Source organism: Aquabacterium sp., from assembly GCF_029946005.1.
Lineage (GTDB): Bacteria > Pseudomonadota > Gammaproteobacteria > Burkholderiales > Burkholderiaceae_C > Aquabacterium.
This window is the reverse complement of record NZ_JAQSDR010000032.1, coordinates 116,996-141,947: the sequence shown is the minus strand read 5'-3', so window position 1 is coordinate 141,947 and position 24,952 is coordinate 116,996. Positions and strand designations below refer to the sequence as shown.

At 63.2% G+C, this 24,952-nt stretch carries 26 protein-coding genes; 10 read left to right on the top strand and 16 right to left on the bottom strand.

What is annotated here, in order from left to right:
* Positions 1 to 10: 10 nt before the first annotated feature.
* The 7 genes from crcB to PSV38_RS15720 are packed head-to-tail and all read right to left on the bottom strand — an operon-like array spanning position 11 to position 6,452.
* Positions 11 to 391, bottom strand: coding sequence for a fluoride efflux transporter CrcB (crcB, locus tag PSV38_RS15750; RefSeq protein ID WP_300549023.1), 381 nt, complete (start codon positions 389 to 391; stop codon positions 11 to 13).
* Positions 388 to 870 (bottom strand): molybdenum cofactor biosynthesis protein MoaE, encoded by a 483-nt coding sequence (locus PSV38_RS15745; RefSeq protein ID WP_300549070.1) that lies wholly within the window; start codon positions 868 to 870, stop codon positions 388 to 390. Before PSV38_RS15745 ends, crcB begins: the two co-directional genes overlap by 4 nt.
* A 5-nt stretch (positions 871 to 875) precedes the next feature.
* A complete protein-coding gene (locus PSV38_RS15740; protein WP_300549022.1) occupies positions 876 to 1,142 on the bottom strand; it encodes a MoaD/ThiS family protein in 267 nt (88 codons plus the stop codon).
* Positions 1,143 to 1,152: 10 nt separating this feature from the next.
* The gene (gene glp, locus PSV38_RS15735; protein WP_300549021.1) at positions 1,153 to 2,415 is read right to left on the bottom strand and encodes a gephyrin-like molybdotransferase Glp; all 1,263 of its coding nucleotides are present in this window, start codon (positions 2,413 to 2,415) and stop codon (positions 1,153 to 1,155) included.
* Between the two features lie 9 nt (positions 2,416 to 2,424).
* On the bottom strand, positions 2,425 to 3,846 hold the full coding sequence (thrC, locus tag PSV38_RS15730) for a threonine synthase (protein WP_300549020.1): 1,422 nt from the start codon (positions 3,844 to 3,846) through the stop codon (positions 2,425 to 2,427).
* Complete coding sequence (locus PSV38_RS15725) at positions 3,843 to 5,180, bottom strand: homoserine dehydrogenase (protein ID WP_300549018.1); 1,338 nt, start codon at positions 5,178 to 5,180, stop codon at positions 3,843 to 3,845. Before PSV38_RS15725 ends, thrC begins: the two co-directional genes overlap by 4 nt.
* 48 nt (positions 5,181 to 5,228) lie before the next feature.
* Positions 5,229 to 6,452 (bottom strand): pyridoxal phosphate-dependent aminotransferase, encoded by a 1,224-nt coding sequence (locus PSV38_RS15720; RefSeq protein ID WP_300549016.1) that lies wholly within the window; start codon positions 6,450 to 6,452, stop codon positions 5,229 to 5,231.
* 94 nt (positions 6,453 to 6,546) lie between these two features.
* On the opposite strand from PSV38_RS15720, the gene PSV38_RS15715 reads away from it, so the two are divergent.
* From PSV38_RS15715 to PSV38_RS15695, 5 genes are all read left to right on the top strand, one after another.
* Positions 6,547 to 6,921: an Mth938-like domain-containing protein gene (locus PSV38_RS15715; protein WP_300549014.1), complete on the top strand. Its 375-nt coding sequence runs from the start codon at positions 6,547 to 6,549 to the stop codon at positions 6,919 to 6,921.
* A gap of 122 nt (positions 6,922 to 7,043) precedes the next feature.
* Positions 7,044 to 7,523, top strand: coding sequence for a peroxiredoxin (locus PSV38_RS15710; RefSeq protein ID WP_300549012.1), 480 nt, complete (start codon positions 7,044 to 7,046; stop codon positions 7,521 to 7,523).
* Positions 7,524 to 7,765: 242 nt separating this feature from the next.
* The gene (locus PSV38_RS15705; protein WP_300549010.1) at positions 7,766 to 9,532 is read left to right on the top strand and encodes a PhoH family protein; all 1,767 of its coding nucleotides are present in this window, start codon (positions 7,766 to 7,768) and stop codon (positions 9,530 to 9,532) included.
* 118 nt (positions 9,533 to 9,650) lie between these two features.
* Entirely contained in the window at positions 9,651 to 10,280 is a 630-nt protein-coding gene (yfcF, locus tag PSV38_RS15700; RefSeq protein ID WP_300549008.1) for a glutathione transferase, read from the top strand.
* A 142-nt stretch (positions 10,281 to 10,422) separates the two neighbouring features.
* Complete coding sequence (locus tag PSV38_RS15695) at positions 10,423 to 11,697, top strand: diguanylate cyclase (RefSeq protein ID WP_300549006.1); 1,275 nt, start codon at positions 10,423 to 10,425, stop codon at positions 11,695 to 11,697.
* Between the two features lie 10 nt (positions 11,698 to 11,707).
* On the opposite strand, the gene rlmD is transcribed toward PSV38_RS15695, so the two are convergent.
* The 4 genes from rlmD to surE are packed head-to-tail and all read right to left on the bottom strand — an operon-like array spanning position 11,708 to position 15,679.
* Positions 11,708 to 13,102, bottom strand: a complete 1,395-nt coding sequence (rlmD, locus tag PSV38_RS15690; protein ID WP_300549004.1) for a 23S rRNA (uracil(1939)-C(5))-methyltransferase RlmD — start codon at positions 13,100 to 13,102, stop codon at positions 11,708 to 11,710.
* 12 nt (positions 13,103 to 13,114) lie between these two features.
* Positions 13,115 to 14,029 (bottom strand): peptidoglycan DD-metalloendopeptidase family protein, encoded by a 915-nt coding sequence (locus tag PSV38_RS15685; protein WP_300549002.1) that lies wholly within the window; start codon positions 14,027 to 14,029, stop codon positions 13,115 to 13,117.
* A gap of 46 nt (positions 14,030 to 14,075) precedes the next feature.
* The gene (locus tag PSV38_RS15680) at positions 14,076 to 14,957 is read right to left on the bottom strand and encodes a protein-L-isoaspartate O-methyltransferase (RefSeq protein ID WP_300549000.1); all 882 of its coding nucleotides are present in this window, start codon (positions 14,955 to 14,957) and stop codon (positions 14,076 to 14,078) included.
* The gene (gene surE, locus PSV38_RS15675; RefSeq protein ID WP_300548999.1) at positions 14,927 to 15,679 is read right to left on the bottom strand and encodes a 5'/3'-nucleotidase SurE; all 753 of its coding nucleotides are present in this window, start codon (positions 15,677 to 15,679) and stop codon (positions 14,927 to 14,929) included. The genes PSV38_RS15680 and surE overlap by 31 nt, the downstream gene beginning before the upstream one ends.
* Before the next feature lie 170 nt (positions 15,680 to 15,849).
* Here surE and PSV38_RS15670 point away from each other — a divergent pair, with 170 nt between their 5' ends.
* Together PSV38_RS15670 and PSV38_RS15665 are read left to right on the top strand one after the other, a co-directional pair.
* Entirely contained in the window at positions 15,850 to 16,569 is a 720-nt protein-coding gene (locus PSV38_RS15670) for a response regulator transcription factor (RefSeq protein WP_300548998.1), read from the top strand.
* A 10-nt stretch (positions 16,570 to 16,579) separates the two neighbouring features.
* The gene (locus PSV38_RS15665; RefSeq protein WP_300548996.1) at positions 16,580 to 18,907 is read left to right on the top strand and encodes an ATP-binding protein; all 2,328 of its coding nucleotides are present in this window, start codon (positions 16,580 to 16,582) and stop codon (positions 18,905 to 18,907) included.
* Here the strand turns inward: PSV38_RS15665 and PSV38_RS15660 are convergent.
* The 5 genes from PSV38_RS15660 to PSV38_RS15640 form a co-directional block, all read right to left on the bottom strand.
* Positions 18,902 to 19,279, bottom strand: a complete 378-nt coding sequence (locus tag PSV38_RS15660; RefSeq protein WP_300548994.1) for a SirB2 family protein — start codon at positions 19,277 to 19,279, stop codon at positions 18,902 to 18,904. The genes PSV38_RS15665 and PSV38_RS15660 overlap by 6 nt on opposite strands.
* A gap of 16 nt (positions 19,280 to 19,295) precedes the next feature.
* The gene (locus tag PSV38_RS15655; protein WP_300548992.1) at positions 19,296 to 20,492 is read right to left on the bottom strand and encodes an NnrS family protein; all 1,197 of its coding nucleotides are present in this window, start codon (positions 20,490 to 20,492) and stop codon (positions 19,296 to 19,298) included.
* Positions 20,489 to 20,947, bottom strand: coding sequence for an Rrf2 family transcriptional regulator (locus tag PSV38_RS15650; protein WP_300548989.1), 459 nt, complete (start codon positions 20,945 to 20,947; stop codon positions 20,489 to 20,491). Before PSV38_RS15650 ends, PSV38_RS15655 begins: the two co-directional genes overlap by 4 nt.
* A gap of 7 nt (positions 20,948 to 20,954) precedes the next feature.
* Positions 20,955 to 21,077, bottom strand: coding sequence for a hypothetical protein (locus PSV38_RS15645; protein ID WP_300548988.1), 123 nt, complete (start codon positions 21,075 to 21,077; stop codon positions 20,955 to 20,957).
* A gap of 73 nt (positions 21,078 to 21,150) precedes the next feature.
* Positions 21,151 to 21,495, bottom strand: coding sequence for a cupin domain-containing protein (locus PSV38_RS15640; protein WP_300548986.1), 345 nt, complete (start codon positions 21,493 to 21,495; stop codon positions 21,151 to 21,153).
* A 430-nt stretch (positions 21,496 to 21,925) separates the two neighbouring features.
* On the opposite strand from PSV38_RS15640, the gene PSV38_RS15635 reads away from it, so the two are divergent.
* From PSV38_RS15635 to PSV38_RS15625, 3 genes are read left to right on the top strand one after another with little or no spacing between them, the layout of a single operon-like run.
* Positions 21,926 to 22,747, top strand: coding sequence for a c-type cytochrome (locus PSV38_RS15635; RefSeq protein ID WP_300548984.1), 822 nt, complete (start codon positions 21,926 to 21,928; stop codon positions 22,745 to 22,747).
* A 51-nt stretch (positions 22,748 to 22,798) separates the two neighbouring features.
* Positions 22,799 to 24,166, top strand: a complete 1,368-nt coding sequence (locus PSV38_RS15630; RefSeq protein WP_300548983.1) for a cbb3-type cytochrome c oxidase subunit I — start codon at positions 22,799 to 22,801, stop codon at positions 24,164 to 24,166.
* Positions 24,129 to 24,944, top strand: a complete 816-nt coding sequence (locus tag PSV38_RS15625; RefSeq protein ID WP_300548981.1) for a CbbQ/NirQ/NorQ/GpvN family protein — start codon at positions 24,129 to 24,131, stop codon at positions 24,942 to 24,944. The genes PSV38_RS15630 and PSV38_RS15625 overlap by 38 nt, the downstream gene beginning before the upstream one ends.
* Positions 24,945 to 24,952: the final 8 nt, after the last annotated feature.

The window sequence follows — 24,952 nt, the reverse complement described above, 5'->3', positions numbered from 1 at the left end:
TGACGGTTCGTTAAGCGAGGAACCAGCGCATGGCCCGAGCACCGACGGCGGCACAAGCCAGCGCGCCCAGCACGTGGGCGGTGGTGTGCAAGGCCGCCAGGTCGAAGCGGCCTTTTTCCAACAACGACAGCGATTCGGCCGAAAAAGTTGAGAACGTCGTCAAACCTCCAAGGAAACCGGTTACCAGCAACAGGCGCAGTGGCTCATTCGGGTAGCGGGCAAAGGCGACGAAGGCCATGCCCGCCAACAAACCACCAATGGCATTGACGGCCAGCGTCCCGATCGGAAAGCCCGCCCACACGGCATTGAGCATCAAACCGGCGCCCCAGCGGAGCAAGGCACCCAACACCGCGCCCATGGCCACGGCCGACCCCAATAGCCAGCTGCTCATGGCAGGGCGCCCCAGCGCGCCAGTGCTTCGTCGTCGCTGACTTTGGCCTCGACCCAGCGCGAGCCCGTGGCCGAGATTTCTTTTTTCCAGAATGGCGCCTGGGTCTTGAGCCAGTCCATCAGGAACTCGCACGCGTCGAAGGCCTGCCCTCGGTGGCTGGAGGCGGTTACCACCAGCACGATCTGCTCGCCCACGGCCAAGCATCCCACCCGGTGAATGACGCGCACGCCGCGCAGGTCAAACCGCCGCTGGGCTTCATCGATCATGGCTTCGATGGCAGATTCGGTCATGCCGGGGTAGTGCTCCAACTCCAGACAAGTGTCCGGGCTGCGCGCGGTGCCATCGGCCGGCAGCCATTCACGCACGGTGCCCACGAAACTCACCACCGCGCCAATCTGGCCATCCTGGGCACGCAGCCGCGCCACCTCGCTCGACAGGTCGAAATCATCCGTCTGCACCGACACACGCGCTGCGGCCATGCTCATCAGCCCCCCGTCACCGGTGGGAAGAACGCGATTTCAGCGCCCTCCGGCAAAGGCTCCTGGGCCGAACACATCAACTGATTGCAGGCGGCGCGCAGCGGCAAGCTGGCGTCCAGCGCCTGGGCATGTGTGGGTGAACGGCCGATCAGCCATTGGCGCAACTCGCCCACGGTGGCGGGCACGCCGGCAGCATCCGCCGGCCAATGCAGGTCTTCACCCGGGCCCAGCAACTCTCTGACCTGGGCGAAATAGCGCACGGAAACTTTCATGGTGGCGGCCTCAGGCTTGGCATTGCGCCGCTGGCGGCTGCAGCCAATCGGACAAGGCCACGAAAGACACCAGGTCGCCGCGCTGCACGGTTTGCCCGGGCGCCAGGTCCACCAGGCCGTCGGCCCACACGGCCGAGGTCAACACGCCCGAGCCCTGGTGCGGGTAGAGGCACACGCCACCGACCGCGTTGCGCCGTGCGCGCACGAACTCGCGCCGCTTGTCGGCCTTCGGCCAGTCAAACTCGGCGCGCAGCCAGGTGGGCACAGGCCAGCACCAGGGCTCGCCCGCCAGCACACCCAACACCGGTCGCACCAGGAGCAAAAAGGTGACGAAACTCGCGGCCGGGTTACCGGGCAGGCCCATGTAGAGCGCGTGCGAGCCATCCAAGCGCCGGATGCGACCGAACACAAAGGGCTTGCCGGGCTTGATGGCGAGTTGCCAGAAATTCAACTCGCCCTCGGCCTGCACGGCGGCTTTGAGGTGGTCTTCCTCGCCCACCGACACGCCGCCGCTGGTCACGATCAGGTCATGGTCTTGCGCGGCCTGGCGCAGCTTGGCGCGCGTGGCGGCCAACTCATCGGGGATGATGCCCAAATCACTGCTGGGCGCACCCGCCGCTTGAAACAAGCCCCGCAGCGTGTGCCGGTTGGAGTTGTAGATGGCGCCGGCCGGCAAGGGCTGGCCCGGCATGACCAGTTCGTTGCCGGTGGTGAACACCGCCACGCGGGGCTGCTTGAACACTGTCAAGTGGGCCGCACCCACTGACGCGGCCACCCCCAAGGCCGCTGGCGACAACCTCAAACCGCGCGACAGCACCATCGCGCCCTGGGCAATGTCTTCACCCCGGCGCCGGATGTTTTGCCCCAACTTGGGTGCGGTCAGGAAACGAACACCCTCGGGGCCGGCTTCGCACTGCTCCTGCATGACAACGGCGTCAGCGCCAGGCGGCACCGGGGCTCCCGTGAAAATGCGAGCACAGGTGCCTGCGGCCAGCTCGGCCCCAAACTGCCCCGCCGCCACGCGCTGCGACTGAAGCAACACAACGCCGTCGCTGGACACGTCCAAGCTTCGAACGGCGTAACCATCCATCGCGCTGTTGTCCAGCGGTGGCACGTCCACCGGGGACACCAGGTCTTCCGCCAGCACGCGGCCCAGGGCCTCGAAGCTGTCGACCACCTCGGTGGCCGGCCGTCCATGCGCCTGCAAGGCTTCGCGCAGCCCCCGCAGTGCATCGTCCAGCGGCATCAGGGGTTTGGGCACGTAGGCAGCCATGGCGCGACCTCAGTCCTGGCAATGGCGGATGACGTAGTCCTTGACCATGTCCACATCGGCCGGCACCACGGTGAAGCGCTTGGGGCGGTCTTCCAGGCCTTCCAGACCGGCGATCCAGTGCGGGCGCTCGGGATGGCGGCCCGTGGCTTCGAAAATGGTCTCGGCAAACTTGGCGGGCAAGGCGGTTTCGAGCACCAGCATGGGCACGCCGGGCGTGAGGTGCTCGCGCGCCACTTTCAGGCCGTCGGCCGTGTGGGTGTCCACCAGCACGTCAAAACGATCAAAGGTGTCTTTGATCGTTTTGAGGCGGTCGGCGTGCGTGCTCTTGCCCGACAAAAAACCGTATTGCGGCACTTGCTTGAACTCGTCAGCGCTGACCTGGAAGGAGCCCTTCACCTCGACCTCGTCCGTGAACAATGCCTTGACGCGCGTGCCATCGCGGCCCAGCAGATCGAACACGAATCGCTCGAAGTTGGACGCCTTGGAGATGTCCATCGAGGGGCTGGACGTTTCGTAGGTCTCGGCGCCCTTGCGCACACGGTAGGTGCCAGTGCGGAAGAACTCGTCGAGCACGTCGTTCTCGTTGGTGGCGGCCACCAAGTGGTGAACCGGCAGGCCCATCATGCGGGCCACGTGGCCGGCGCAGATGTTGCCAAAGTTGCCCGAAGGCACCGTGAAGCTGACCTTCTCGGCATTGGTCTTGGTGGCCTGGAAGTAACCGGCAAAGTAGTACACCACCTGGGCCAGCAAGCGCGCCCAGTTGATGGAGTTGACCGTGCCGATCTTGTACTTGCGCTTGAACTCGAGGTCGTTGGACACAGCCTTGACGATGTCCTGGCAATCGTCGAACACACCCTCAACCGCCAGGTTGTGGATGTTGGGGTCTTGCAGGCTGAACATCTGCGCCTGCTGGAAGGCGCTCATGCGGCCATGCGGCGACAGCATGAACACGCGCACGCCGTGCTTGCCACGCATGGCGTATTGGGCCGCGCTGCCGGTGTCGCCCGAGGTGGCGCCCAGGATGTTGAGTTGCTCGCCACGGCGTGCCAGTTCGTACTCGAACAGGTTGCCCAGCAACTGCATGGCCATGTCTTTGAAGGCCAGCGTGGGGCCGTTGGACAGGGCTTCCAGGTAGACGCCGTCTTCCAGCTTCTTCAAAGGCACGATCGCGTCAAAGCCATACACCGCCTTGGTGTAGGTCTTGGCCGTGATCGCTTTCAAGTCGCTCAAGGGGATGTCGTCGATGTACAGCGAGAGGATTTCGTAAGCCAGCTCGGCGTAGCTCAAGCCGCGCCATTTGGTCAGCGTGGCATCGTCGATCCTGGGGTAGGACGTGGGCAGGTACAGGCCGCCATCAGGCGCCAGGCCCTCCAGCAGGATCTCGGAGAAACCACGCTCAGTTTTGTCGCCACGGGTGCTGATGTACTTCATGCCAGTTCTTCCTTGCGCAGGCGCACGATGGGGGCCAGCACGGTGGGCAGGGCCTGCACCTGGGCCAGGGCCTGGTTCATGCGGCCTTCCTTGGTGTCGTGCGTCAGGATGATCAGGTCGGTCTGGTTGCCGCCCTCGCCGCTGACCTCGTCGGCCTCGCGCTGGATCACGGCGTCGATCGACACCTGCTGCTCGGCCAGGATGCCGGTGATCTTGGCCAGCACGCCGGTTTGATCCGCCACCCGCAAGCGCAGGTAGAAGGCGGTGACCACTTCTTCGATCGGCAGGATCGGCATGGCCGACAACTCATCGGGCTGGAAGGCCAGCGACGGCACGCGCGCGGCGGGCGCGGCGTCCAACAGGCGGGCGATGTCGACCAGGTCAGCCACCACGGCGGATGCGGTGGGCTCGGCGCCAGCGCCCTTGCCGTAATACAGCGTGGTGCCCACGGCATCACCCTGCACCATCACGGCGTTCATCGCACCTTCCACATTGGCGATCAGGCTGCGCATCGGCACCAGCGTGGGGTGCACGCGCAGCTCGATGCCATTGGCCTGGCGGCGCGCGATGCCCAGCAGCTTGATGCGGTAGCCCATCTGCTCGGCGTACTTGATGTCGGTGGCCGACAGCTTGGTGATGCCTTCAATGTGCGCCTTGTCGAACTGCACCGGCACGCCGAATGCGATCGCGCTCATCAAGGTGATCTTGTGCGCGGCGTCTACGCCTTCGATGTCGAAGGTGGGGTCGGCCTCGGCGTAACCCAGGCGTTGCGCTTCTTTCAGCACCACGTCAAAGTCCAAACCCTTGTCGCGCATCTCGGACAGGATGAAATTGGTGGTGCCATTGATGATGCCCGCGACCCACTGGATCTGGTTGGCAGTCAGGCCTTCGCGCAATGACTTGATGATGGGAATGCCCCCCGCCACGGCCGCTTCAAAGGCCACGATCACGCCCTTGGCGCGCGCCGCGGCAAAAATTTCGGTGCCGTGCACGGCCAGCAAAGCCTTGTTGGCCGTGACCACGTGCTTGCCAGCGGCAATCGCTTCCAGCACCAAGGCCTTGGCGATGCCATAGCCACCAATCAGCTCCACCACCACGTCGATGTCAGGGTTGGCAATGATCTGGCGGGCATCGCTCACCACGGTCACGCCCTCGCCGACCACTTCACGGGCACGCTCGACGTTCAGATCGGCCACCATCGAAATCTCGATGCCACGGCCGGCACGGCGGCGGATTTCCGCCTGGTTGCGGCGCAGCACGGCGAAGGTGCCGCCGCCCACGGTGCCGATGCCCAGCAGGCCAACTTGAACGGGTTTTTGCGAAGTGGAGCTCATGGAATCTTTGAAGGTCTTGGTCGTCATTCGGATCGGGGAAAGTGCCGCTCAGGCGTGGCGCTTGCGGTAGTTCTCAAGGAAGCGCGCGATGCGCCCAATGGCTTCGGCCAGGTCATCGCTGTTGGGCAGGAACACCAGGCGGAAGTGGTCCGGGTGCGCCCAGTTGAAGCCGGTGCCCTGCACGATCAGCACTTTTTCTTCGGCCAGCAATTCGTAGGCAAACTGCTGGTCATCGGTGATGGGGTAAATCTTGGCGTCCAGGCGCACGAACATGTACAACGCCGCCTTGGGCTTGACCACGCTCACGCCCGGAATCTTGGACAGCAACTCGTAAGCCAAGTCGCGTTGGCGGCACAGGCGGCCGCCGGGCGCCACCAACTCCTTGATGCTCTGGTGGCCACCCAGCGCGGTCTGGATCGCCAATTGGCCGGGCGTGTTGGCGCACAAGCGCATGGAGGCCAGCATGTTCAGGCCTTCGATGTAGTCGCCAGCGTGCTTTTTCTCGCCCGACACCACCATCCAGCCTGCGCGGTAGCCGCAGGAGCGGTAGTTCTTGCTCAGGCCGTTGAAGGTCAAAAAGAACACGTCGTCGGCCAGCGAGGCGATGCTGGTGTGCGTGTGGCCGTCAAACAGCGTCTTGTCGTAGATCTCGTCGGCGAACACCATCAACTCGTGCTCACGCGCGATGTCGACCATGCCCTGCAGGATGCTGTCGGGGTACAACGCGCCGGTCGGGTTGTTCGGGTTGATGACGACGATGGCGCGGGTAGCGGGCGTGATCTTGGCGCGGATGTCGTCCAGATCGGGATACCACTCGTTAGCCTCGTCGCACAGGTAGTGCACGGGCTTGCCACTGGACAGCGCCACGGCTGCCGTGTAAAGCGGGTAGTCGGGTGCGGGGATCAGCACTTCGTCGCCATCATTGAGCAAGGCGTTGAAGGCCATCACGATCAGCTCAGAGGCGCCATTGCCCAGGTAAACGTCGTCCACCGCCACACCGGAGATGTTTTTTTCCTGGCAGTAATGAACGATGGCCTTGCGCGGCGCGAACAGGCCTTTGGAATCGGTGTACCCGGCCGCGTTGGGCAGGTTGCGGATCATGTCCTGCACGATCTCGTCGGGCGGCTCCAGCCCGAACACGGCCAGGTTGCCGATGTTCAGCTTGATGATCTTGTGCCCATCCTCCTCCATCTGCCGGGCCTTTTCCAGGACCGGCCCACGGATGTCATAACAGACGCTGGCGAGCTTGCTGGACTTGGTGATCGGCTTCAAAACGGGTCTCCGGGAACGGGATTGCGAGGGCATGGCCCGGTCGCAAGGGGCAAAGAAATAGAATTTAACCACACCCCCTCATTTTTGCGCCCCCATGAAACTCCAAGCTGACCTCCCTGAAGGCGTCAATGTCATCAATGCCTACACCCGCCAATCGGTGTCGATCAATGGTCAGGAATACCTGGGCAGCGTGCTGGTGCCCCCCAGCGGCGCGCCGGTGCCTTGGCCGTTGACCAGCATGACTGAACTGACCGAGGCCCATTTCGAGCAAATTTTGCTGATGAACCCCGAATTGGTGGTGCTGGGCAGCGGCCCGACCCTGAAATTCGCCTCGCCCGCCCTGATGAAATCACTGATGAAAAAACGCATCGGGGTGGAAACCATGGACACCCCCGCTGCGTGCCGCACTTACAACATCCTGGTGGGTGAAGGGCGTCGGGTGGTCGCGGCCTTGCTGGTGGAGCCTTGAAAACGCCCTTGAAAAGTGCATTCAGGGCCCTAATTTGGGGGAGATCTCCCCACGCCTTGGGGGTAGACCCATAAGCACTTTATAATCTCCGGTTATTCACGCAGGCTGATCAATAGTAGAACATGACACCCGCCCTCAACAAACCTTTGCCAGAATTCGAAGCTGTCGCCACGGGTGGAGTCAAATTCACTCCCCAGGCCTTCGTCGGTCAAACCGTGGTGCTGTACTTCTATCCCAAGGATCACACCCCTGGCTGCACCACCGAAGCCATGCAATTCCGCGACAAGCACAAGGAATTCATCAAGGCTGGCGCCATCGTGTTCGGTGTCTCCCGAGACAACCTCTTGTCGCACGACAAGTTCAAGGAAAACCTTGAATTGCCCTATGACCTCATCGCCGACACCGAAGAAAAGCTTTGCCACATGTTCGGTGTGGTCAAGAACAAGATCATGTACGGCAAAAAGGTCAAGGGCATTGAGCGCAGCACCTTCCTGATCGACTCCAGCGGCATTCTTCGCGAAGAATGGCGCGGCATCAAGGTGGCCGACCACGTCGACGCCGTGCTCACGGCCGTCAAGGAACTGAACAAAGAAGCGGCCTGACTGAGGTAGGCGAGCCGGTCGGCTTCACAAAGCGTGACAAAGAGGCGTGTTGCACGCCTCCGACACCACCACGCGTCAGGCATGGAGTGTGCATAATCAAGTCATGCTTCTGAGCTTGTACCGACTCAGCCCCCTTTGTGAACCCCGAATGGCAAGCCCTGCTTGCCTGCAAGATCAGCGTGAGGCCGCACAGTGTTCTGTGCGGCCTTTTTGTTTGTGCCCACCCTAGGAACGGAAACACCATGCCCCTGCCCAAGCCGCCTGCCAAACGTGCTGACATGCTGAACGCTGACGACTACTCGTCGCAGCCCAAACCTGCCAAGGCCAGTGCCCGCAGCAGCACTCGCGCCACCCCCGCCAAACCAGCCCGCGCACCGGTGCTGGAGCTGGTGGGCAAAGAGCCTTTGAACACGCCGGCTTTCCAGCAAACTGTCAATGATCTGACCCCGCCAACGCGCACCGCGTCGCCGGCCCGAAAACGTGCCGCCTCCACGCCGGTCGTGGCCGAGAAGATCAGCGATGGCAGTCCATCCTTCCCGATGCGCAACACCCCGGCCTCGGCCTCCAATCCTTCACTGAGTGGCACGCGCCGCCGCAAGGGCGCCGCAGGCCCTGCCAAGCTGTTCGTGCTGGACACCAACGTGCTGCTGCACGATCCGATGTCGCTGTTCCGCTTCGACGAGCACGATCTTTACCTGCCCATGATCACGCTCGAGGAGCTGGATGGACACAAAAAGGGCATGACCGAAGTGGCGCGCAACGCCCGACAGGTCAGCCGCGACCTGGACGCGCTGGCCGCCGACATGGGCCGCGGCCAGTCTGACCCTTCGGTCGGCATTGAGCTGTCCAAGACCGGTCACAAGGATGCGCGCGGCAAGCTGTACTTCCAGACCATGAACCTGGACGCGCAGTTGCCCATCGGCCTGCCCCAAGGCAAAGCCGACAACCAGATCCTGGGCGTGGTGCAAGCCCTGCGCACGCAACAACCTGATCGCGATGTGGCGCTGGTGTCCAAGGACATCAACATGCGCATCAAGGCGCGTGCCTTAGGCCTGCCCGCCGAGGACTACTTCAACGACAAGACGCTGGAAGACGGCGACCTGCTGTACACCGGCGTGTTGCCCCTGCCCGCCGACTTCTGGGAACGCCACGCCAAGGGCATGGAAAGCTGGCAGCAAGGCGGCATCACCTTCTACCGCATCAGCGGGCCGATGGTGCCGGTGCTGTTGATCAACCAGTTCGTCTACCTCGAGACGCCCGGCGCCTCGCCCTGGTACGGCAAAGTCACCGAGATCACGGGCAAAACCGCCGTCATCAAGACGGTGCGCGACTTCAGCCATCAAAAGCAATCCGTGTGGGGCGTGGCGGCGCGCAACCGTGAGCAAAACTTTGCGCTGAACCTGTTGATGGACCCCGAATGCGACTTCGTGACGCTGACGGGTTCGGCAGGCACCGGCAAAACGCTGATGACGCTGGCCGCCGCCCTCAGCCAGGTGCTGGACGACCGCCGCTACACCGAAATCATCGTCACCCGCGTGACGGTGCCCGTGGGTGAAGACATCGGTTTCCTGCCCGGCACGGAAGAAGAGAAGATGTCGCCCTGGATGGGCGCGCTGGATGACAACCTGGAAGTGCTGGCCAAGGGTGGCGACAACAACGCGGGCGAGTGGGGCCGCGCGGCCGCCAACGATTTGGTCCGCAGCAAGATCAAGATCAAGAGCATGAACTTCATGCGCGGGCGCACCTTCCTGAACAAGATCGTCATCATTGACGAGGCGCAAAACCTGACGCCCAAGCAGATGAAGACCTTGATCACGCGGGCCGGGCCGGGCACCAAGATCATCTGTCTGGGCAACCTGGCACAGATCGACACGCCCTACCTGACAGAGGGCAGCTCAGGCCTGACTTACGCGGTGGACAAGTTCAAGGGCTGGCCTCACAGCGGCCACGTCACCCTGGCGCGTGGCGAACGCTCGCGCCTGGCGGACTTCGCCTCCGAGGTGCTCTGATGCCCAGCTGAATCGCTGATTTGATACCAGAAAAGGCCGGGCGGCAACGTCCGGCCTTTTGCTTTGCAGGCATCAAGACTTGGGGGTATGCTTTCCCAAAATCAAATCGCGAGGCCTCATGAGCTCGAACCTCACGCTGTACGTTGACAGTCGTTTCTTCAGCCCTTACGCCATGTTCGTCTTCGTGGCATTGAGCGAAAAGAAGATCCCTTTCGCCATCGAGAAAATCGACCTGGTCAACAACGCTCACCACACCAGCGCTTACCAGCACTTGTCGCTCACCGGCCGTGTGCCCACGCTGGTTCATGGCAACTTTTCGGTGTCCGAGTCCTCGGCCATCATTGAGTACCTGGAGGATGCTTTTCCCGCGCCGCATCACCCCGCCGTGCTCCCGGCCTCCGTGCGCGACCGCGCCAGGGCACGGCAGTTGCAGGCCTGGTTGCGCAGCGATTTGGCACCACTTCGCGAAGACCGGCCCACCACGGTCATCTTCCAGCAACCCAGCGCCCTGCCCTTGTCGCCCTCTGGGCAAGCCGCTGCACAGCAATTGATCACGGCAGCCTCGTCCCTGCTCAATGACATGAGCGACAACCTGTTCGGTGCGTGGTCGATTGCAGACACCGAGCTGGCGCTGATGTTGAACCGGCTGGTGGTCAACCAGGACCCCGTGCCGCCCAAGCTCAAAGCCTACGTGACGAGGCAGTGGCAACGGCCCTCCGTGCAGGCCTGGATCCAGCAACAGGGCTGACCTCCCCGCGAACAAGGGGCACACAAGCTGCACTAGTTCTCATTTCGCAGGTGCAACCCTGACAGAACGACTGTCAAGGTATTTCAAAATGGAAAACACAGGGCCTCGGACAAGCTGAGGCCCTGCTGATCCAGACACTGCCTTGAAATACCTGCCCGAATTCACCTTTTCCGATCTGCACAGCCCCCAGGCACACTACCTGATTGCATGGGCAGTGCTGATCACCGCCGTCGTGGTCTGCGTGACCGCCATGATCCGCTGCAACACCTTGTGGTTGCACCGCTGGTTGAGCCTGGGCTGGCTGAGCGACATCTTGTTCACCCAAGACCCCAAGCAAAAAACCATCGGACTTCGCTACATGGTGGGTGTGGTCAATTGCACGACCGGCCTGGTGGCCTTGAACTATGGCGCGAGCATCGGCGTGATTGATCTTGAGGGCTGCCGACAACTGACGTGGGCTGCCGTGCTGGTCATGGGCACGTTTTACGGTCTGCTGCGCACACGTTGGAACCAGAAGCTGGCCAACCCTTCCATGTCGGAAGCCCAGATGGCCGCGGCCATCGGCTTTCTGGGCTGGGGCTACCTGATCGGGGGGCCCGGCGCACCAGTCGCTTTGATGCTACTTTTCATCATCCTGATGTTCGGCATGTTCACCGCCACCTCGCGCCAACTCATCCGCTCCAGCGTGTTGGCCGGGATTGTGTTTGCCACCGTGTTCCTGATGACCGCGGTGCGCGAATCAGCCTCTCCCACCACCGTGCGGATGCAGATGGTGTATTTCGGCGTGCTGGTGATCATGCTGGTGAGCGTGTGCCTGCTGGTCAACGAAATGGCCCGCTTGCGCGCGCGCCTGACCGAGCGCAAGGCAGACCTGACCGCCGCGCTGGCACAGATCAAGGAGCTGGCCATTCGTGATGAATTGACCGGCCTGTTCAACCGGCGCCACATGGTCAGCGTGCTGAATGCCGAAGGGCAACGGACCGACCGCAGCCAGGGCAGGTTCTGCTTGTGCCTGATCGACGTGGACCACTTCAAGGCCATCAATGACGAATGGGGCCACGGCACGGGGGATGAAGTGCTGCGATCCCTGTCCAACGTGATCGCGGCGGGCCTGCGCGAAACCGACGTGGTGGCGCGTTGGGGCGGCGAAGAATTCCTGGTGCTGTTCACCGAAACCGACTGTGAAGACGCCACCGTGGTGATCGAACGCATTCGGCTGATGCTGAGCAACACAGTGGTGAGTTCCGCCTTGCCAGAACTGCGGGTGACCTTCTCTGCCGGCTTGACCACTTACCAGGTGGACGAATCCATCGTGGCCACCATCGAGCGGGCCGACCAGGCCTTGTACCAAGCCAAGGCCACGGGCCGCAACCGCACCGAGCGGCACACCTTCTGCGGCGGCGATTACCTGGCCTGAGGCTGGGTGCTCAGGCCTCGTCCCGTTCAAACACGGCCATGCTCTCGACGTGCGCGGTGTGCGGAAACATGTTGACCGCCCCCGCCGACACGCAGCGGTAGCCCCCCAGGTTCACCAGCAAACCGGCATCGCGGGCCAGGGTGGCCGGATTGCAGCTGACGTAGACGATGCGCTTGGGCGCGACCCAGCCAGGCGCCAGGCTGGAATCCTGGTGCAGGTCGGCCACGGCCTTGGCCAAGGCAAACGCGCCTTCGCGGGGTGGGTCGACCAGCCACTTGTCAGCGTGTCCATAACTGGCCAGCTCCGTCGGCGTCAACTCGAACAGGTTGCGGGCGACAAAACTGGTGCGCTTGGCATGGCCGTTGAGCAGCGCGTTCTCGCGTGAGCGAGCCACTAATTGCTCGCTTCCTTCGATGCCCAGCACCTCGCGCGCCTGCGTGGCCAATGGCAAAGTGAAATTGCCCAAGCCGCAGAACCAGTCGATCACCCGCTCATCAGGCTGCACCTGCAACAGGCGCAGGGCACGCCCCACCAGCACCTGGTTGATGGCGTGGTTGACCTGGGTGAAATCGGTGGGCTTGAACGGCATGGTCACGCCGAACTCCGGCAGCGTGTAATCCAGGCCAGGCTGGGAGTCGTCCAGCGGCTTGACGGTCTCAGGGCCCTTGGATTGCAGCCACCAGGCGATCGGAAAGCGCCCGCCGTCATGCGCACTTTGCTTGGCCGCAAAATCGCGCAGCAGCTTGATGTCCCGAAAGCTCAAGGCCTCCAGGTGACGCAGCACCAGGGCAGTCACGTGCGACCCGACGGCCACCTCGATTTGAGGCACGCGGTCGCAGTGGTCCATCGCGGCAATCAGCTCGCGCAAAGGCATCAGCAGGCGTGAAACATGCGGCGGCAGGATCTCGCAGGATCGGATGTCGGCCACATAGCGGGATTTGCGCTCGTGGAACCCCACCAGCACCGTGCCCTTTTTGACCACGTGACGCACCGACAGTCGGGCACGGTAGCGGTAGCCCCAGGCCGGGCCTTCAATGGGCCGAAGCAGGGTTTCAGACTTGACCTTGCCCAGGTGCCAGAGGTTGTCCTCCAGCACGCGTTGCTTGACGGCCACTTGCGCCGCCGCGTGGAAGTGCTGCATCTTGCAGCCGCCGCACAGGCCAAAGTGGGTGCATTGGGGCACCACGCGCTGCGAACTTTCGCGGCGCATCTCGGTCATCAAGCCCTGCTCCCAATTGTTCTTGCGGCGGAACACGTTCGCGCGAACCTCTTCGCCCGGCAAGGCGCCCTCGATGAACACCACCTTGCCATCGGCTCGGTGGGCCACGCCCTGGGCTTCCAGGTCCAGGGACTCAACCTTCAACCACTCATCAGACGGGCGAAGGGAAATGGGTGCTTCAGGCATCAAACAGAACGATCAACGGGTAGGCAGTTGGCGCGCCGGGTCAACGGGCTTGCCTTGTTTTCGGATTTCAAAGTGCAGTTGCACGCGCTCGGCATCGGTCGAGCCCATTTCGGCGATCTTCTGGCCCTTGCGCACCGCTTGGTCTTCCTTGACCAGCAAGGTCTGGTTGTGCGCATAAGCCGTCAGGTACTCGGCGTTGTGCTTGATGATGACCAGGTTGCCGTAGCCGCGCAGGCCCGAGCCAGCATAGACCACGCGGCCATCGGCCGAGGCGAAAACGGGGTCACCCGCCTTGCCACCAATGGCCAGTCCTTTGCGCTTACCTTCTTCAAAGCCGCCCAGCAAGGGGCCATTGGCCGGCCACTGCCAATTGGGTTCGTCGGCCTCGCGAGGGTCTTTGGGGGTCGGCTCCTTGGGGGTTTCTGTCGCCGAGGGCGCTTGGCTGGCCGCCGCCGAGGAACCAGAGGCCGCCGAGGCACCGGGCTTGACGCCAGAGGCGGCGGTCGACGCCGGGGCCTTGGGATCAATGGCCCGCGCCTGGATGTTGGGCGAGGCGATGGGCTTGGTGGACGACGCCCCATTGGCGGCGCTGGCCGTGGCTTCCGGAGGCTCCACGCGCAACACTTGCCCGACCTCGATCAGGTTCGGGTTGTCCAGGTTGTTCCAGGCGGCCAGATCACGCCAGTTTTGTCCCGTTTCCAGGCTGACGCGAATCAGGGTGTCGTTGGGCTTGACCGTGTAGTAGCCGGGCTTGCCGACGTTCTCGGCACCCGGCAGCACGCGCGCAGGCGCAGTGGAACCGCCCGTGGCGTTGCCAGAACGGCTGCGGTCTTCAACAGGCGCACGCTGGTTGTGCGTGGCGCACCCCACCAAGGACAACACGACAGCAGCGCTGGCCAACAAGCGGTGATTCAGAATGATTTGCATGTGCGGAAGACTCAAAGCGGGCCGCGTGTCAGCCACGGCCAAGGCATCAGGTGATGCCGGATTTTAAGGGAACGAACAGGACCGCCCCAGACGAAGTCTGTTGGAGCCGACCATCGAGGTGTCGATCGACCACGGTGAGCACCTGCCCTTGGCCTCGGCCATCGTCCATGGGGGCCACCAAGCGCCCCCCTGGGGCCAACTGGTCCAACCACGCCTGGGGCAGGCTGCGACCACCTGCCGCCGCGATGATCGTGTCATAGGGCGCAGAAGGGGCATGGCCCAGCATGCCGTCACCATACACCAGTCTGACATCGGGCGAACCAGGCAGCTGCCGCCGGACCGAGTCGAGGTTGTGGCGGGCTTTCAGGTGCAGATCGCGCAAGCGTTCGATGGAGATCACCTGGCGGGACAGGTCGGCCAAAAGCGCCGCCTGGTAGCCGCAGCCCGTGCCAATTTCCAGGCACATGCCCAAGGGACGCGTGGCATCGGCCGCCAAGCCAGGCCGGGTGCACAGCAAGGCAATCATGGCCCCGACCACCGAGGGTTTGGAGATGGTCTGGCCCAGGCCGATGGGCAGACTGGTGTCTTCATAAGACTGGTTGACCAAAGCCGTGTCGACGAACAGGTGGCGCGGCACGCGGGCGAACGCCGCCAACACGCGAGGGTTCTGCAGGCCGTCGGCTTTCAGGCGCTCAACCATGCGCATGCGCACGTGGACTGAATCCAGGCCCAAGCCTTGCGGGGCCATGACGGCCTTGCGGTCACGCTCGGCGGCTTGCAAAGGGGCCTGGGGTCGCAGCAAGAGGCTGTCGCGGCTGACCACAGGGCGGGCCGCCCCGACCATCTGGTCCAGCCGCAGGGGGAACCGGCTGGCTTTGCGCTCAGGCGCCTTGTCGCTCATGGCTGCTGGCCCAACCAGGATTGCCATTGCGGCAGGGCAGCGTGGTGCGTCATGTCAACCTGCAGGGGCGTGATGGACACCACGCCCTGGCGAGTGGCCTCGAAATCGGTGCCTTCGCCCACATCACGGGCCTCACCCGCTGGCCCGATCCAGTAAATGGGCTCGCCCCGGGGATTGGTCTGCGCGATGGCGGGGAAGCTGGCGTGGCGGCGGCCCAGGCGGGTGGTGCGCCAGGGGGCTGAATCGGCCTGGGCGTCGGCGGGGATGTTCACATTCAGCAGGTAATGGCCCTGGGCGGGCGGCCTGGCCAGCACGGCTTCAACCAAGCGGCGGGCCACGCGGGCGGCCACGTCCAGGTGAGCCCAGCCTTTGTCGGTGAGAGAAAAAGCGATGGAGGGGATGCCAAACAGGTAGCCCTCGGTGGCCGCAGCGACCGTGCCTGAGTACAGGGTGTCGTCGCCCATGTTGGCGCCGTTGTTGATGCCGGACAGCACCAGGTCGGGCTTGGCGATCAAACCCGACGTCAAGGCCAGGTGAACGCTGTCGGACGGGGTGCCCGTGACGAAGCGAAAGCCGTTGGCGGCGGTGTGAACGCTCAACGGCTGGTGCAAGGTCAGGGAGTTGGAGGTGCCGCTGGCGTTGCGCTCAGGGGCGAAAACGTCAATGGTGCCCAAACCCTGGCAGGCATCGACCAAAGCCTGGAGGCCGGGGGCCAGGTAGCCGTCGTCGTTGGCGATCAATATGTGCATGTTGCCAATTGTAGGAGTGCGGACCACCCATCTCGGTGTTGGAACGATGCGATTTCGAATGACGGCATGTGAAGACATGCGGATAATCGAGGATTGTTCGCCCCGGGTCGTCAGGGGCGCAGATCAACCCCGGCTTGCCGCTTTTGGCAGCAAGCTTCGGGAGGGGCTCCATGGCTGTCAAGGTTCTGATTCTCGAAGACAACCCGGTCGCCCGGGGCTTTTTATGCCGCGTGGTGCGCGAAAGCTTCAGCGACATCAGCAGCATCGCCGAGGCCGGCGATCTGGAAGCCGCGCGTCGGCTGCTGGGGCACCAGGCACGCGGTCGTGCCGTCGCCTGCGACGATCCCTACCAATTGATCATGGTGGACCTGGAACTGCCCGACGGCAGCGGCCTGGAGTTGCTGACCGAACTGGCCAACTACCCGGCCACGCGCATCGTGACCACGCTTTATTCTGACGACGAACACCTGTTCCCAGCCCTGCAATGCGGCGCCGACGGCTACCTGCTGAAAGAAGACCGGTTCGAGGTCCTGGTGGAAGAACTGCAAAAAATCGTGCGCGGGCAGCCTCCCCTGTCGCCCGCCATCGCCCGCCGCCTGCTGACCCATTTCCGCACGGGCGATGGTTTGCTGGCGGGCCATGCACCGGCCGCACCTGCCGCCGCCCCTGCGCCCGCTCCCCTTGCCCCGCTGGACCACGAACGCCTGACGCCGCGTGAAAGCGAAGTGCTCACTTACCTCAGCAAGGGCTTCACCATCAAGGAAATCGCCGCCTTGATGGGCATCAAATGGTTCACGGTCAACGACCACATCAAGTCCATCTACAAAAAACTGAACGTGTCCAGCCGTGCCGAAGCGGCGGTGCTGGCCAGCAAGCAAGGCTTGGTCTGAGTTTCGCGCCATGTCGGCCATGGACACCTCGCCGCCCCGCGCGGCACCAGATTTACTGATCGGCGGCTCCGGCTACATCCCCACGCTGGACGAGGTACTGCAGGGCTCGCACGACCTGCCGCGCTGGATTGGCTGGCGTCTGCGCATGCTGGTGGGCGCGGTGCTGATGGGCTTCGTGCTGGTATTGCTGGTGGGGCAATGGTTGTCCAGCCAACCCCGCTTGCCCGTGTCATTGCGGGCCACGTCGGAAGGCACCGTCAGGCTGCACTCGGTGGACAACCCGGCCATGCAGCGCCTGGAAGGCCATATCCTGGAGGGCTTGCGCAGCGAGGTGCTGCAGCCCGGTGGCGGCACCCAAGTCCTGGAAACACCCATCGAGATGCTGGCTTTGCAACGCTCGGGCCGCTGGATCAGCGATGCCGAGCAACGCCAGCATTTTGTGAACTTGCACCTGGGCGTGGCACGGCTGCTGGACGCCTTGCCTGCGGACGGCAAGGTGCTGCAATTGCAACTGGTCAATGCGCCGGATGAACCCGTGCTGATCACCCCACGAGGCTGGTCGGGTTTGAGCCCCTTGTTCTGGTTGCTGTCGGCCTTGGCCCTGACGCTGTTCGCCGTGGGCGCCGTGGTGGTGCTGGCCGGACCGCAGTTGCGCAACCTGGCCTACCTGGCCTTGGCGCTGAGTCAGGCCGGCCAGTTGATGTTCATCGCTGTGGAGACCAATCTGGACCTGTTCCTGCCGGAGTGGTTCATGAACCTGGACATGCGCGCACGGGGCGGTCTGGACCTGGTCACGGCGGCGGCGATGATCCAGGTGGCCGTGTTGCACCCCCGCCGCCTGAAAGGCTGGCCCTATTTCATCGCCTTGGGCTGGGCCGCAGCCGCGGGTCTGGGCATCACCGCCATGAGCCTGGACCACCCCAACAGTTGGCTGTGGCTGCACGTTGGCTGCACGCTCATGACGGCAGCGGCAGTCTTGCTGATGGGAGCGGCCTACCGCGCCTCGCCGCATCCTTTCACGCTGGTCTTGCAGCGCTTTTCCATCATCACGCTGGCGACCTGGGTGTTGCTGAGCGTGGCCGTGGCCCACGGCGGTGCGCGCCCCGACATGCTCCTGAACATCACCACGTTCGGCGTCATGACGTGGCACGTTTTCTTCGCCTCCCAGTTACTGCTGGCGCCCTACCTGTCGCGCTCCAAGCAGATCCTTCAGGAGTTCTCGCTGCTGGCCGCGTCCAGCACCGTGGCCGCCTCACTGGACCTGTTGTTCGTGGCGGTGTTCTCGCTGGGCCAGTTCACATCGATGACCTTGTCGCTGTTCCTGTCCTTCGGCGTGTACATGTCGATCAGGCGCTGGCTGATGACCCGCCTGCCCGGGCGCGATCCGATCACGATGGAACGGCTGTTCGAGCGCCTGTACCGCATGGCGCGCGAACTGGAGCGCCGCCCGGCCAAGACCGATGATTTGCTGGCCCGCCTGATGCGCGAATTGTTCGATCCCTTGGAAGTGACCGTGGCCCGGGGCGAGGTGTTCGCGTCCGAGTTGCGCGGCAACGGTTCGGTGATGTTGGTGCGCCTGCCCTCTTTGCGCCTCAACCGGGAAACACCATCGAAACACGCCCTGGTGCTGAAGCACTCGAACAAGGGCCGGAGACTGTTCACCTCGGAAGACGCGCGGCTGGCCGACCGCATCATTGACCAGTTGCACCGCGTGCTGAGCTTTGACCAGGCCGTGGAGCAAGGCCGCAGTGAAGAACGCGTGCGCATCGCGCAAGACCTGCACGACGACATCGGCGCCCGCCTGCTGACCCTGATGTACCAGGCCCCCAATGCCAACATCGAAGAATACATCCGCCACACGCTGCAAGACTTGAAGACGCTGACACGCGGGCTGGCCGCGCAAAGCCATGGCCTGAGCGAAGCGGCGGGCGAATGGAAACGCGATCTGCACCAACGCCTGGGCTTTGCGCAATGCGAGCTGACCTGGCAGATGACGCAGGACTGTGACGTGAGCTTGTCGATGGGCCAATGGTCGGCACTGACCCGCATCCTGCGCGAACTGGTCAACAACACCATCAGCCACGCGAAAGCCTCGAAGGTGCAGGTGCAACTGGTGCTGGCCAACGACCGACTGTCCCTGACCGTGACCGACAACGGCGTGGGCCGAGCCCCCGAGACCTGGTCCCATGGACTGGGACTGGGCGGTGTGCGCAAGCGCGTCAAGCAACTGGGTGGCACGGTGCGCTGGAGCGAGGCCGAACCCAAGGGCGTGTGCTGCGAGGTGGTGGTTGAAAACTTCTCCGCCACGGCAGGACCGGCGGCAGACAGCGAGCTATGACCAGGCCAGAAATCCAAATGGGTTTTTGGTGATCGCCACCGAGACGATCCAGCCGAACACCCCGAGCGCCGCGACCCACGCTCCCGCCCGCACGGCCACCGACCGACCCGGCCTCAGCGCCACCACACCCAGCGCGATGTAAACCAGCAGCCCCGCCAACTTGGCCAGCAACCAAGGGGCGTTGCCCGGCGTGATCCGCAGCGTCCAGGCCAGCCACAGGGCCGCCACGAGCAGCACCGAGTCGATGAGGTGCGGCAGTGTTTTGGCGAGCCGACCCCGCACCCAACCGGCGCTCAGCAACGATGCCAGGCCGCGCACGAAAAAGCCTGTGATCGACAGGACGACCGCCGTTTGATGGACTGTTTTGATCAACCAATAATCCATGCGCTCAACCCGGCTTGCCGTCCAGTCGCGGCCTGGTGAGCACAGGCCAGTAGCGCACGGCGTACAGCCCGAAGGCGCCAGACCACAGGGCGGCCGACCACAGCACGGCATGGACCAGTTGAGCGGGGGCGACGAGCGGCACGAACACACGCACCAAGGCGGCCAGGAGCACCAGCACGTAGCAGAAGACCTCGGCGCGATCAGCTTTGAGCGGCCGACCCGTGTGCCCCCGCGCCGTGCGCGTCATCATGCCGATGATGAGCCCGCCAATGGCCCCCACCGTCAGCGCATGGGTTGCCGCCGAGGGCTGGACCCAGCCCAGCTCGGCCATGCCGCGCAGCACCAGATGCACAGGAATCCACAGGTAGGCGATGTGCAGCACCCACACGATGGGGGTGCGACTCGTCTTCAAGGGTTGCCACAACACCCACCGCGCCAGGTGAGCCAAGGCCCCAATGCCCACGAGCACGATGAGCGCCGGGCCATGCCATTGCAGTCCATCGGCCAGCAGCAGGGCCAGCACCGAACCCAGGGCGAGCTTCTCGACCACCGGCTGGCGGGTCGCGTTCGCACCGGGCACGCCGTTGTTGGTGAACATCGGGACCACGCGGCCGGCCATCACCGCCATGATGAAGAGGATCACGTCCAGCGCCATTTGAATGCCGACCCAGGCAGGCATCTGCACCACGCCCAATTGCGCCAGATGGACCATGCCCACGGCCACCGCCATCAGCAGCAGCAGCCCGATGAAGAAGTAGTTGCGCCGATTGCCTGCGGCGATGAAGGGTATGGCTAGGGCAATCGCCGAGGCCAGCGGAAAAGCGACATTGGCCGCAGCGGCCGCCCAAGCGAAAGGCGTTAGCACGAGCACGCGGGCCACCACCCACAGCACGGCCAGTGCGGCCAGCGAGGCGCCCGTGGGCGTGGGCCGATTGCTCCAGTTGCGCCCCGCCGTGAAGAGGAAGCCCACCACCACCGCGAGCGTGAAGCCAAACAGCATTTCATGCGCGTGCCACATTGGCCCCGACAGGTAAGGCGTGCTCAGCCAACCCGCAAACTGCAAGGCCCACAAGGCGATCGACAGCGCGGCAAAGGTGCTGGCCAACAGGTAAAAGGGCCGGAAGCCGAGTTGCCACAAGGCAAAGCTCGGTGTGGGGGGCGAGGCCCCGCGAGGTTCTTTGAGGTTGATGGGTTGGCTCATGCTGAGGAGGTCTCGGTGATGGCGGGGGGGAACAACACCTGGGCCAGCGCTGGCCCGTTGCGGGTCAGATCAGCCAAGGTGTAGCGGTCCAGCACAGCATGGAAGGCCTCCACCGCCTCGCCCAACACGCCGCGCAATCGGCAGATGCGCGCGATGCAACAGTGTCCGCCTTCAACGCCAAAGCACTCGGCCGGCATGGCGGCTCCCTCGGTCTGGCGCACCACCTCCCCCACGCGGATGGCGTCGGGGGTTTGGGCCAAACCCAACCCGCCGCCTTTGCCGCGCACGGTGGCCAGCCACCCTTTCTTACCCAGAAAATGCACCACCTTGGTCAGGTGATGCTCCGACACACCAAACGAGGCCGCGATCTCGGCGATCGTCGCTCGCCGCCCGGGCTGTGCGGCCAGGTACATCAGCACACGCAGGCTGTAGTCAGTGAAAGCGGTCAGCTTCATGTGAGGCTCAGGTGCCACCACACAAGCCGCAGCATTGGCCATCGCCATGGGCTGCCTTGAGCTTGGCAATGCTGGAATCATCCTGCACAGGCACGGTGCGAACGTCGATGGTGGGCGTGGTGCTGCTCATGGCGATCCATTCATAAGATGTATTTTCAATACACCTATGCTAGAGCCAACGCTGCGCGGACCCTTGACTTGGGTCAAGGGCGGGGCTGGGCGGTGTGCAACAACAGCGTGACCAGCACGGACGAATCCTCCAATGCCTTCAGCGCATGGGGCACGCCACCCGCCAGACACATCAGGTCGCCAGGACGCATGGATTCAGTGCGGCCCGAGGCCATCATCTCGATGCACCCCTCAAGACATTGCACGGTGAGTTCACCCGCCACGCGGTGATCTGGCAGCCCCTTGCCGGCCAAGAGGACCAGGCGAAACACCTCCAGGTGGTCCGACTTGTAAAGCGTTGTCGTGCTGACGGTTTTGAGGTCGCCCTGGAGGGGGCGTATGTCAATCAATTCGCCGGAAAAAGCGTGATGCAGGGCCATGGGGTTTCTCGGGATGATTTTTGAACGATGCGGTCAAATATCCAGCAATAATCAAATCCTGCCACCATCGTGAGCAGGCATGTCAAGCTGGTATAGACCGCCACAGGTAAAGGAGCCATTGTGCAGGCGACATCCAAACTTTGAGAAACAATTACCACACGGCAAGTAGTGAAATAGATAGGCCGCCAAAAAACTTCTTAGGTTATTGATTTTAAATGTTTTTTTATCAATGCCCAAAAATGGTGCAACTTAAAATACTGCGGTGCTAGTATCGCCCCTCAACCACCGGAGCCAGATATGCAAAAATGGTCCAGTTCGCTGAAGATATTCAGTCATGTGGTGTTGCTGTTAATGTTGGCGGCCATTGTTTATGCCGCTTATATTTCGATCACATATTGGTCCGGCATCAGCGTCTGAAAGGGCGAACACCATGAATAAACGACAAGCTCGTCTGTTTGCCATCGGGGCCACGGTGATCTCGGCGGCGGTCTTCATCGGCATGACCATCGACAGCCATCGGCAGTTCGCAACCCTGACGCACTCGGACCAGATCACGCCGGCAGTCATTCGTGGCAAGAATGTCTGGCACAAGAACAACTGCATCAATTGCCATACCGTGTTTGGCGAGGGCGCCTACTACGCCCCAGACCTGACCAAAATCACCAAGCTGCGCGGTGAGGCCTACCTCAAAGCGTACTTGCACGACCCTTCCCAGTTTTACGACGAAAAACGCCACCGCCGCTTGATGCCCAAGCAGGATTTGAGCGCCACGGACATCACAGACCTGATCGCCTTTTTGGACTGGGTCAGCAATGTGGACAACCAGGGTTGGCCGCCTCGCCCGCTTCTGGTGACGGGGGCTTCTATCTCGCCCACGGGCCCGGCCCTGTCGGTTGTCAGGCCTGTGAGCGGCGCAGAGAACCCCATCGCCTTGGGCGAAAGCGTGTTTCGCACCTCCAGCCCGGCGTGCGTGGCCTGTCACTCAACGACACCGGACGTGAACATGGCGGGCCCATCGCTGGCGGGCCTGACGGCGCGCACTGAAAAGTTGCTGGCTTCCGGGGGCTACAAGGGCAGCGTGAAGACCGTCGAAGGCTACATCCGGGAGTCCATCACCCACCCGAGCGCCCATGTGTTACCGGGCCCCATGTACTCGGCCAGCGGCGTGTCTTTCATGCCGGCCACCTTCGCCAAGGACCTGCCATCAGCGCAAATCGACCAGTTGGTCGCCTACCTGACGTCGCTCAAATAAGCGCTGCCTGCACCCCATGAACAACAAACACCGTTCCGTCGGAGGTCCGCCATGAGATACAAGTCCCAATCCGTCGCCTACTGGTACTTCGCCGTGGCCATGGCCTTGTTTGGCCTGCAACTGGTGTTCGGCTTGCTGTCGGCCGCCAAGTACTTGGGGCCGGACCCCCTGCTCTACATCCTGCCTTTCGACGTGACCAAGGTGATCCACACCAATTTGCTGATTGTGTGGGTGCTGACCGGCTTCATGGGGGCCACGTATTGGATGGTGCCGGATGAATCGCGCACAGAGCTTCACAGCACCAAGTTGGCCTATGTGCAATTGGTGTTGTGGACCGTCATGGGTGTTCTCACCGTCATCGGCTATCTTTTCCGCTATGGCACGGGCAACAAGTTGCTGGAGCAGCCCTTGCCATCCAAGATCGTCATCGTCATCGTCATGCTGATGTTCCTCTACAACATCGCGATGACCATCAAGAAGTCGGGCCGACTGACCACCACCGAAGGGGTGTTGATGGGGGGCTTGGGCTTGGCTGCCCTGCTGTACCTGCCTGCTCTGCTGGAGTTTGAAAACTACACCGTGGCCATCTTTTACCGCTGGTGGACGATTCACCTTTGGGTCGAAGGCGTCTGGGAAATGATTCAGGGCGGCTTCCTGGCCTATCTTCTGATTCGCCTTTCAGGCGCGGACCGCGAGGTGATGGAGAAGTGGCTGTACGTCATCGTCGGCCTGGTTTTCATCGCAGGCATCCTGGGCACCGCGCACCACTATTACTGGGTGGGCGTCCCCTCCTACTGGCTGCCCATTGGCGGTGTGTTCAGCGCCCTGGAGCCGGTGGCCTTGATCGGCATGTCCATCTACGCGTACTCGGCCATCCGCCGATCTGGCCTGGCGCACCCCAACAAGTTGGCGCTGCACTGGACGGTGGGCAGCGCGGTGTTCACCTTGTTCGGCGCGGGCTTGTTGGGCCTGGCGCACACCTTCCCGAGCGTCAACAAGTGGACGCACGGCACGCTGATCACCGCCATGCATGGCCACGCCGCGTTCTATGGAGCCTACGCCATGATCGTGCTGGCCATGATCACCTACGCGCTGCCTGCCATGACACGCCGGCCGGAGGAGGGTACCGCGCTGGGCTATGCCTCCTTCTGGATGCAGATCGCGGGCATGTTCGGGATGACCTTGTCGTTTGCCACTGCCGGCATCGGGCAGGTCTACCTGGAACGCATCATGGGCATGGGCTACCTGGACGCCCAATTGAAGATTCAGATCCACTTCGTGATGCTGATCATCACCGCGTCCATCTTCACCATTGGCGTGGCCCTGTTCATCATTGATTTCTTCCGACACGCGCCGAGCTTCGAGCTGACTCGGGACCCTGATGCGGAACGGCAACGAGCGCGCCCGCAGGCAGCCTGATTTGGACGCGCCGTATTACCTGGCCACTGGTGATGAGGTGGCCCTGTTCGAACAGTGCCATGCGCGCCAACTGGCGGTCATGCTCAAGGGCCCCACCGGCTGCGGCAAGACACGCTTCGTCGAGTACATGGCCTGGCGGCTGGGCCGCCCGCTCGTCACCATCTCGTGCCATGACGACCTCACGGCCAGCGACTTGGTGGGGCGCTTTTTGATTCGCCATGACGGCACGGCCTGGCAGGACGGCCCCTTGACCCGCGCCGTGCGCGAAGGTGCCATCTGCTATCTGGATGAAGTGGTCGAGGCCCGGCAGGACACCGTGGTGGTGCTGCACCCACTGACCGACCATCGGCGCATGCTGCCCATCGACAAGACTGGCGAGACGGTGGAGGCCGCCCCGGGGTTTCAACTTGTGGTGTCGTACAACCCGGGCTACCAGCGCATGCTCAAGGACATGAAGCCCAGCACGCGCCAGCGATTTGTGACCCTCGACTTTGCATTTCCACCGCCCGACCGCGAGACCGCCATCGTTGAGCGCGAAGGTGGCGTGGACCACGCCATGGCGCACGCGCTGGTCGGCCTGGCCCAGCGGCTGCGGGGCCTGCACGACCGGGGCCTGGCCGAGGTGCCCAGCACCCGCTTGCTGATCGCTGCGGCGCACCTGATCGCCAGTGGCATCGGGGTGCAAGCCGCCTGCCGCGCGGCCGTCATCGCCCCCTTGTCCGACGACCCATCGCTGGTCGGGGCCATGCGCGATCTGGTGGACGCCACCTTCGTGTAGGCCCGGCG

Bases quoted from the DNA above. Each gene is read 5' to 3' on its own strand.
- yfcF (WP_300549008.1), top strand. From the start codon at position 9,651: ATGAGCTCGAACCTCACGCTGTACGTTGACAGTCGTTTCTTCAGCCCT.
- glp (WP_300549021.1), bottom strand. From the start codon at position 2,415: ATGGCTGCCTACGTGCCCAAACCCCTGATGCCGCTGGACGATGCACTG.
- surE (WP_300548999.1), bottom strand. From the start codon at position 15,679: ATGCACATATTGATCGCCAACGACGACGGCTACCTGGCCCCCGGCCTC.
- PSV38_RS15740 (WP_300549022.1), bottom strand. From the start codon at position 1,142: ATGAAAGTTTCCGTGCGCTATTTCGCCCAGGTCAGAGAGTTGCTGGGC.
- PSV38_RS15625 (WP_300548981.1), top strand. From the start codon at position 24,129: ATGCGGAACGGCAACGAGCGCGCCCGCAGGCAGCCTGATTTGGACGCG.
- PSV38_RS15715 (WP_300549014.1), top strand. From the start codon at position 6,547: ATGAAACTCCAAGCTGACCTCCCTGAAGGCGTCAATGTCATCAATGCC.
- PSV38_RS15650 (WP_300548989.1), bottom strand. From the start codon at position 20,947: ATGAAGCTGACCGCTTTCACTGACTACAGCCTGCGTGTGCTGATGTAC.
- PSV38_RS15705 (WP_300549010.1), top strand. From the start codon at position 7,766: ATGCCCCTGCCCAAGCCGCCTGCCAAACGTGCTGACATGCTGAACGCT.
- PSV38_RS15640 (WP_300548986.1), bottom strand. From the start codon at position 21,495: ATGGCCCTGCATCACGCTTTTTCCGGCGAATTGATTGACATACGCCCC.
- PSV38_RS15725 (WP_300549018.1), bottom strand. From the start codon at position 5,180: ATGAGCTCCACTTCGCAAAAACCCGTTCAAGTTGGCCTGCTGGGCATC.
- PSV38_RS15680 (WP_300549000.1), bottom strand. From the start codon at position 14,957: ATGGCAATCCTGGTTGGGCCAGCAGCCATGAGCGACAAGGCGCCTGAG.
- PSV38_RS15710 (WP_300549012.1), top strand. From the start codon at position 7,044: ATGACACCCGCCCTCAACAAACCTTTGCCAGAATTCGAAGCTGTCGCC.
- PSV38_RS15635 (WP_300548984.1), top strand. From the start codon at position 21,926: ATGAATAAACGACAAGCTCGTCTGTTTGCCATCGGGGCCACGGTGATC.
- PSV38_RS15685 (WP_300549002.1), bottom strand. From the start codon at position 14,029: ATGCAAATCATTCTGAATCACCGCTTGTTGGCCAGCGCTGCTGTCGTG.
- PSV38_RS15670 (WP_300548998.1), top strand. From the start codon at position 15,850: ATGGCTGTCAAGGTTCTGATTCTCGAAGACAACCCGGTCGCCCGGGGC.
- PSV38_RS15745 (WP_300549070.1), bottom strand. From the start codon at position 870: ATGGCCGCAGCGCGTGTGTCGGTGCAGACGGATGATTTCGACCTGTCG.
- crcB (WP_300549023.1), bottom strand. From the start codon at position 391: ATGAGCAGCTGGCTATTGGGGTCGGCCGTGGCCATGGGCGCGGTGTTG.
- PSV38_RS15665 (WP_300548996.1), top strand. From the start codon at position 16,580: ATGTCGGCCATGGACACCTCGCCGCCCCGCGCGGCACCAGATTTACTG.
- PSV38_RS15655 (WP_300548992.1), bottom strand. From the start codon at position 20,492: ATGAGCCAACCCATCAACCTCAAAGAACCTCGCGGGGCCTCGCCCCCC.
- rlmD (WP_300549004.1), bottom strand. From the start codon at position 13,102: ATGCCTGAAGCACCCATTTCCCTTCGCCCGTCTGATGAGTGGTTGAAG.
- PSV38_RS15645 (WP_300548988.1), bottom strand. From the start codon at position 21,077: ATGAGCAGCACCACGCCCACCATCGACGTTCGCACCGTGCCTGTGCAG.
- PSV38_RS15630 (WP_300548983.1), top strand. From the start codon at position 22,799: ATGAGATACAAGTCCCAATCCGTCGCCTACTGGTACTTCGCCGTGGCC.
- thrC (WP_300549020.1), bottom strand. From the start codon at position 3,846: ATGAAGTACATCAGCACCCGTGGCGACAAAACTGAGCGTGGTTTCTCC.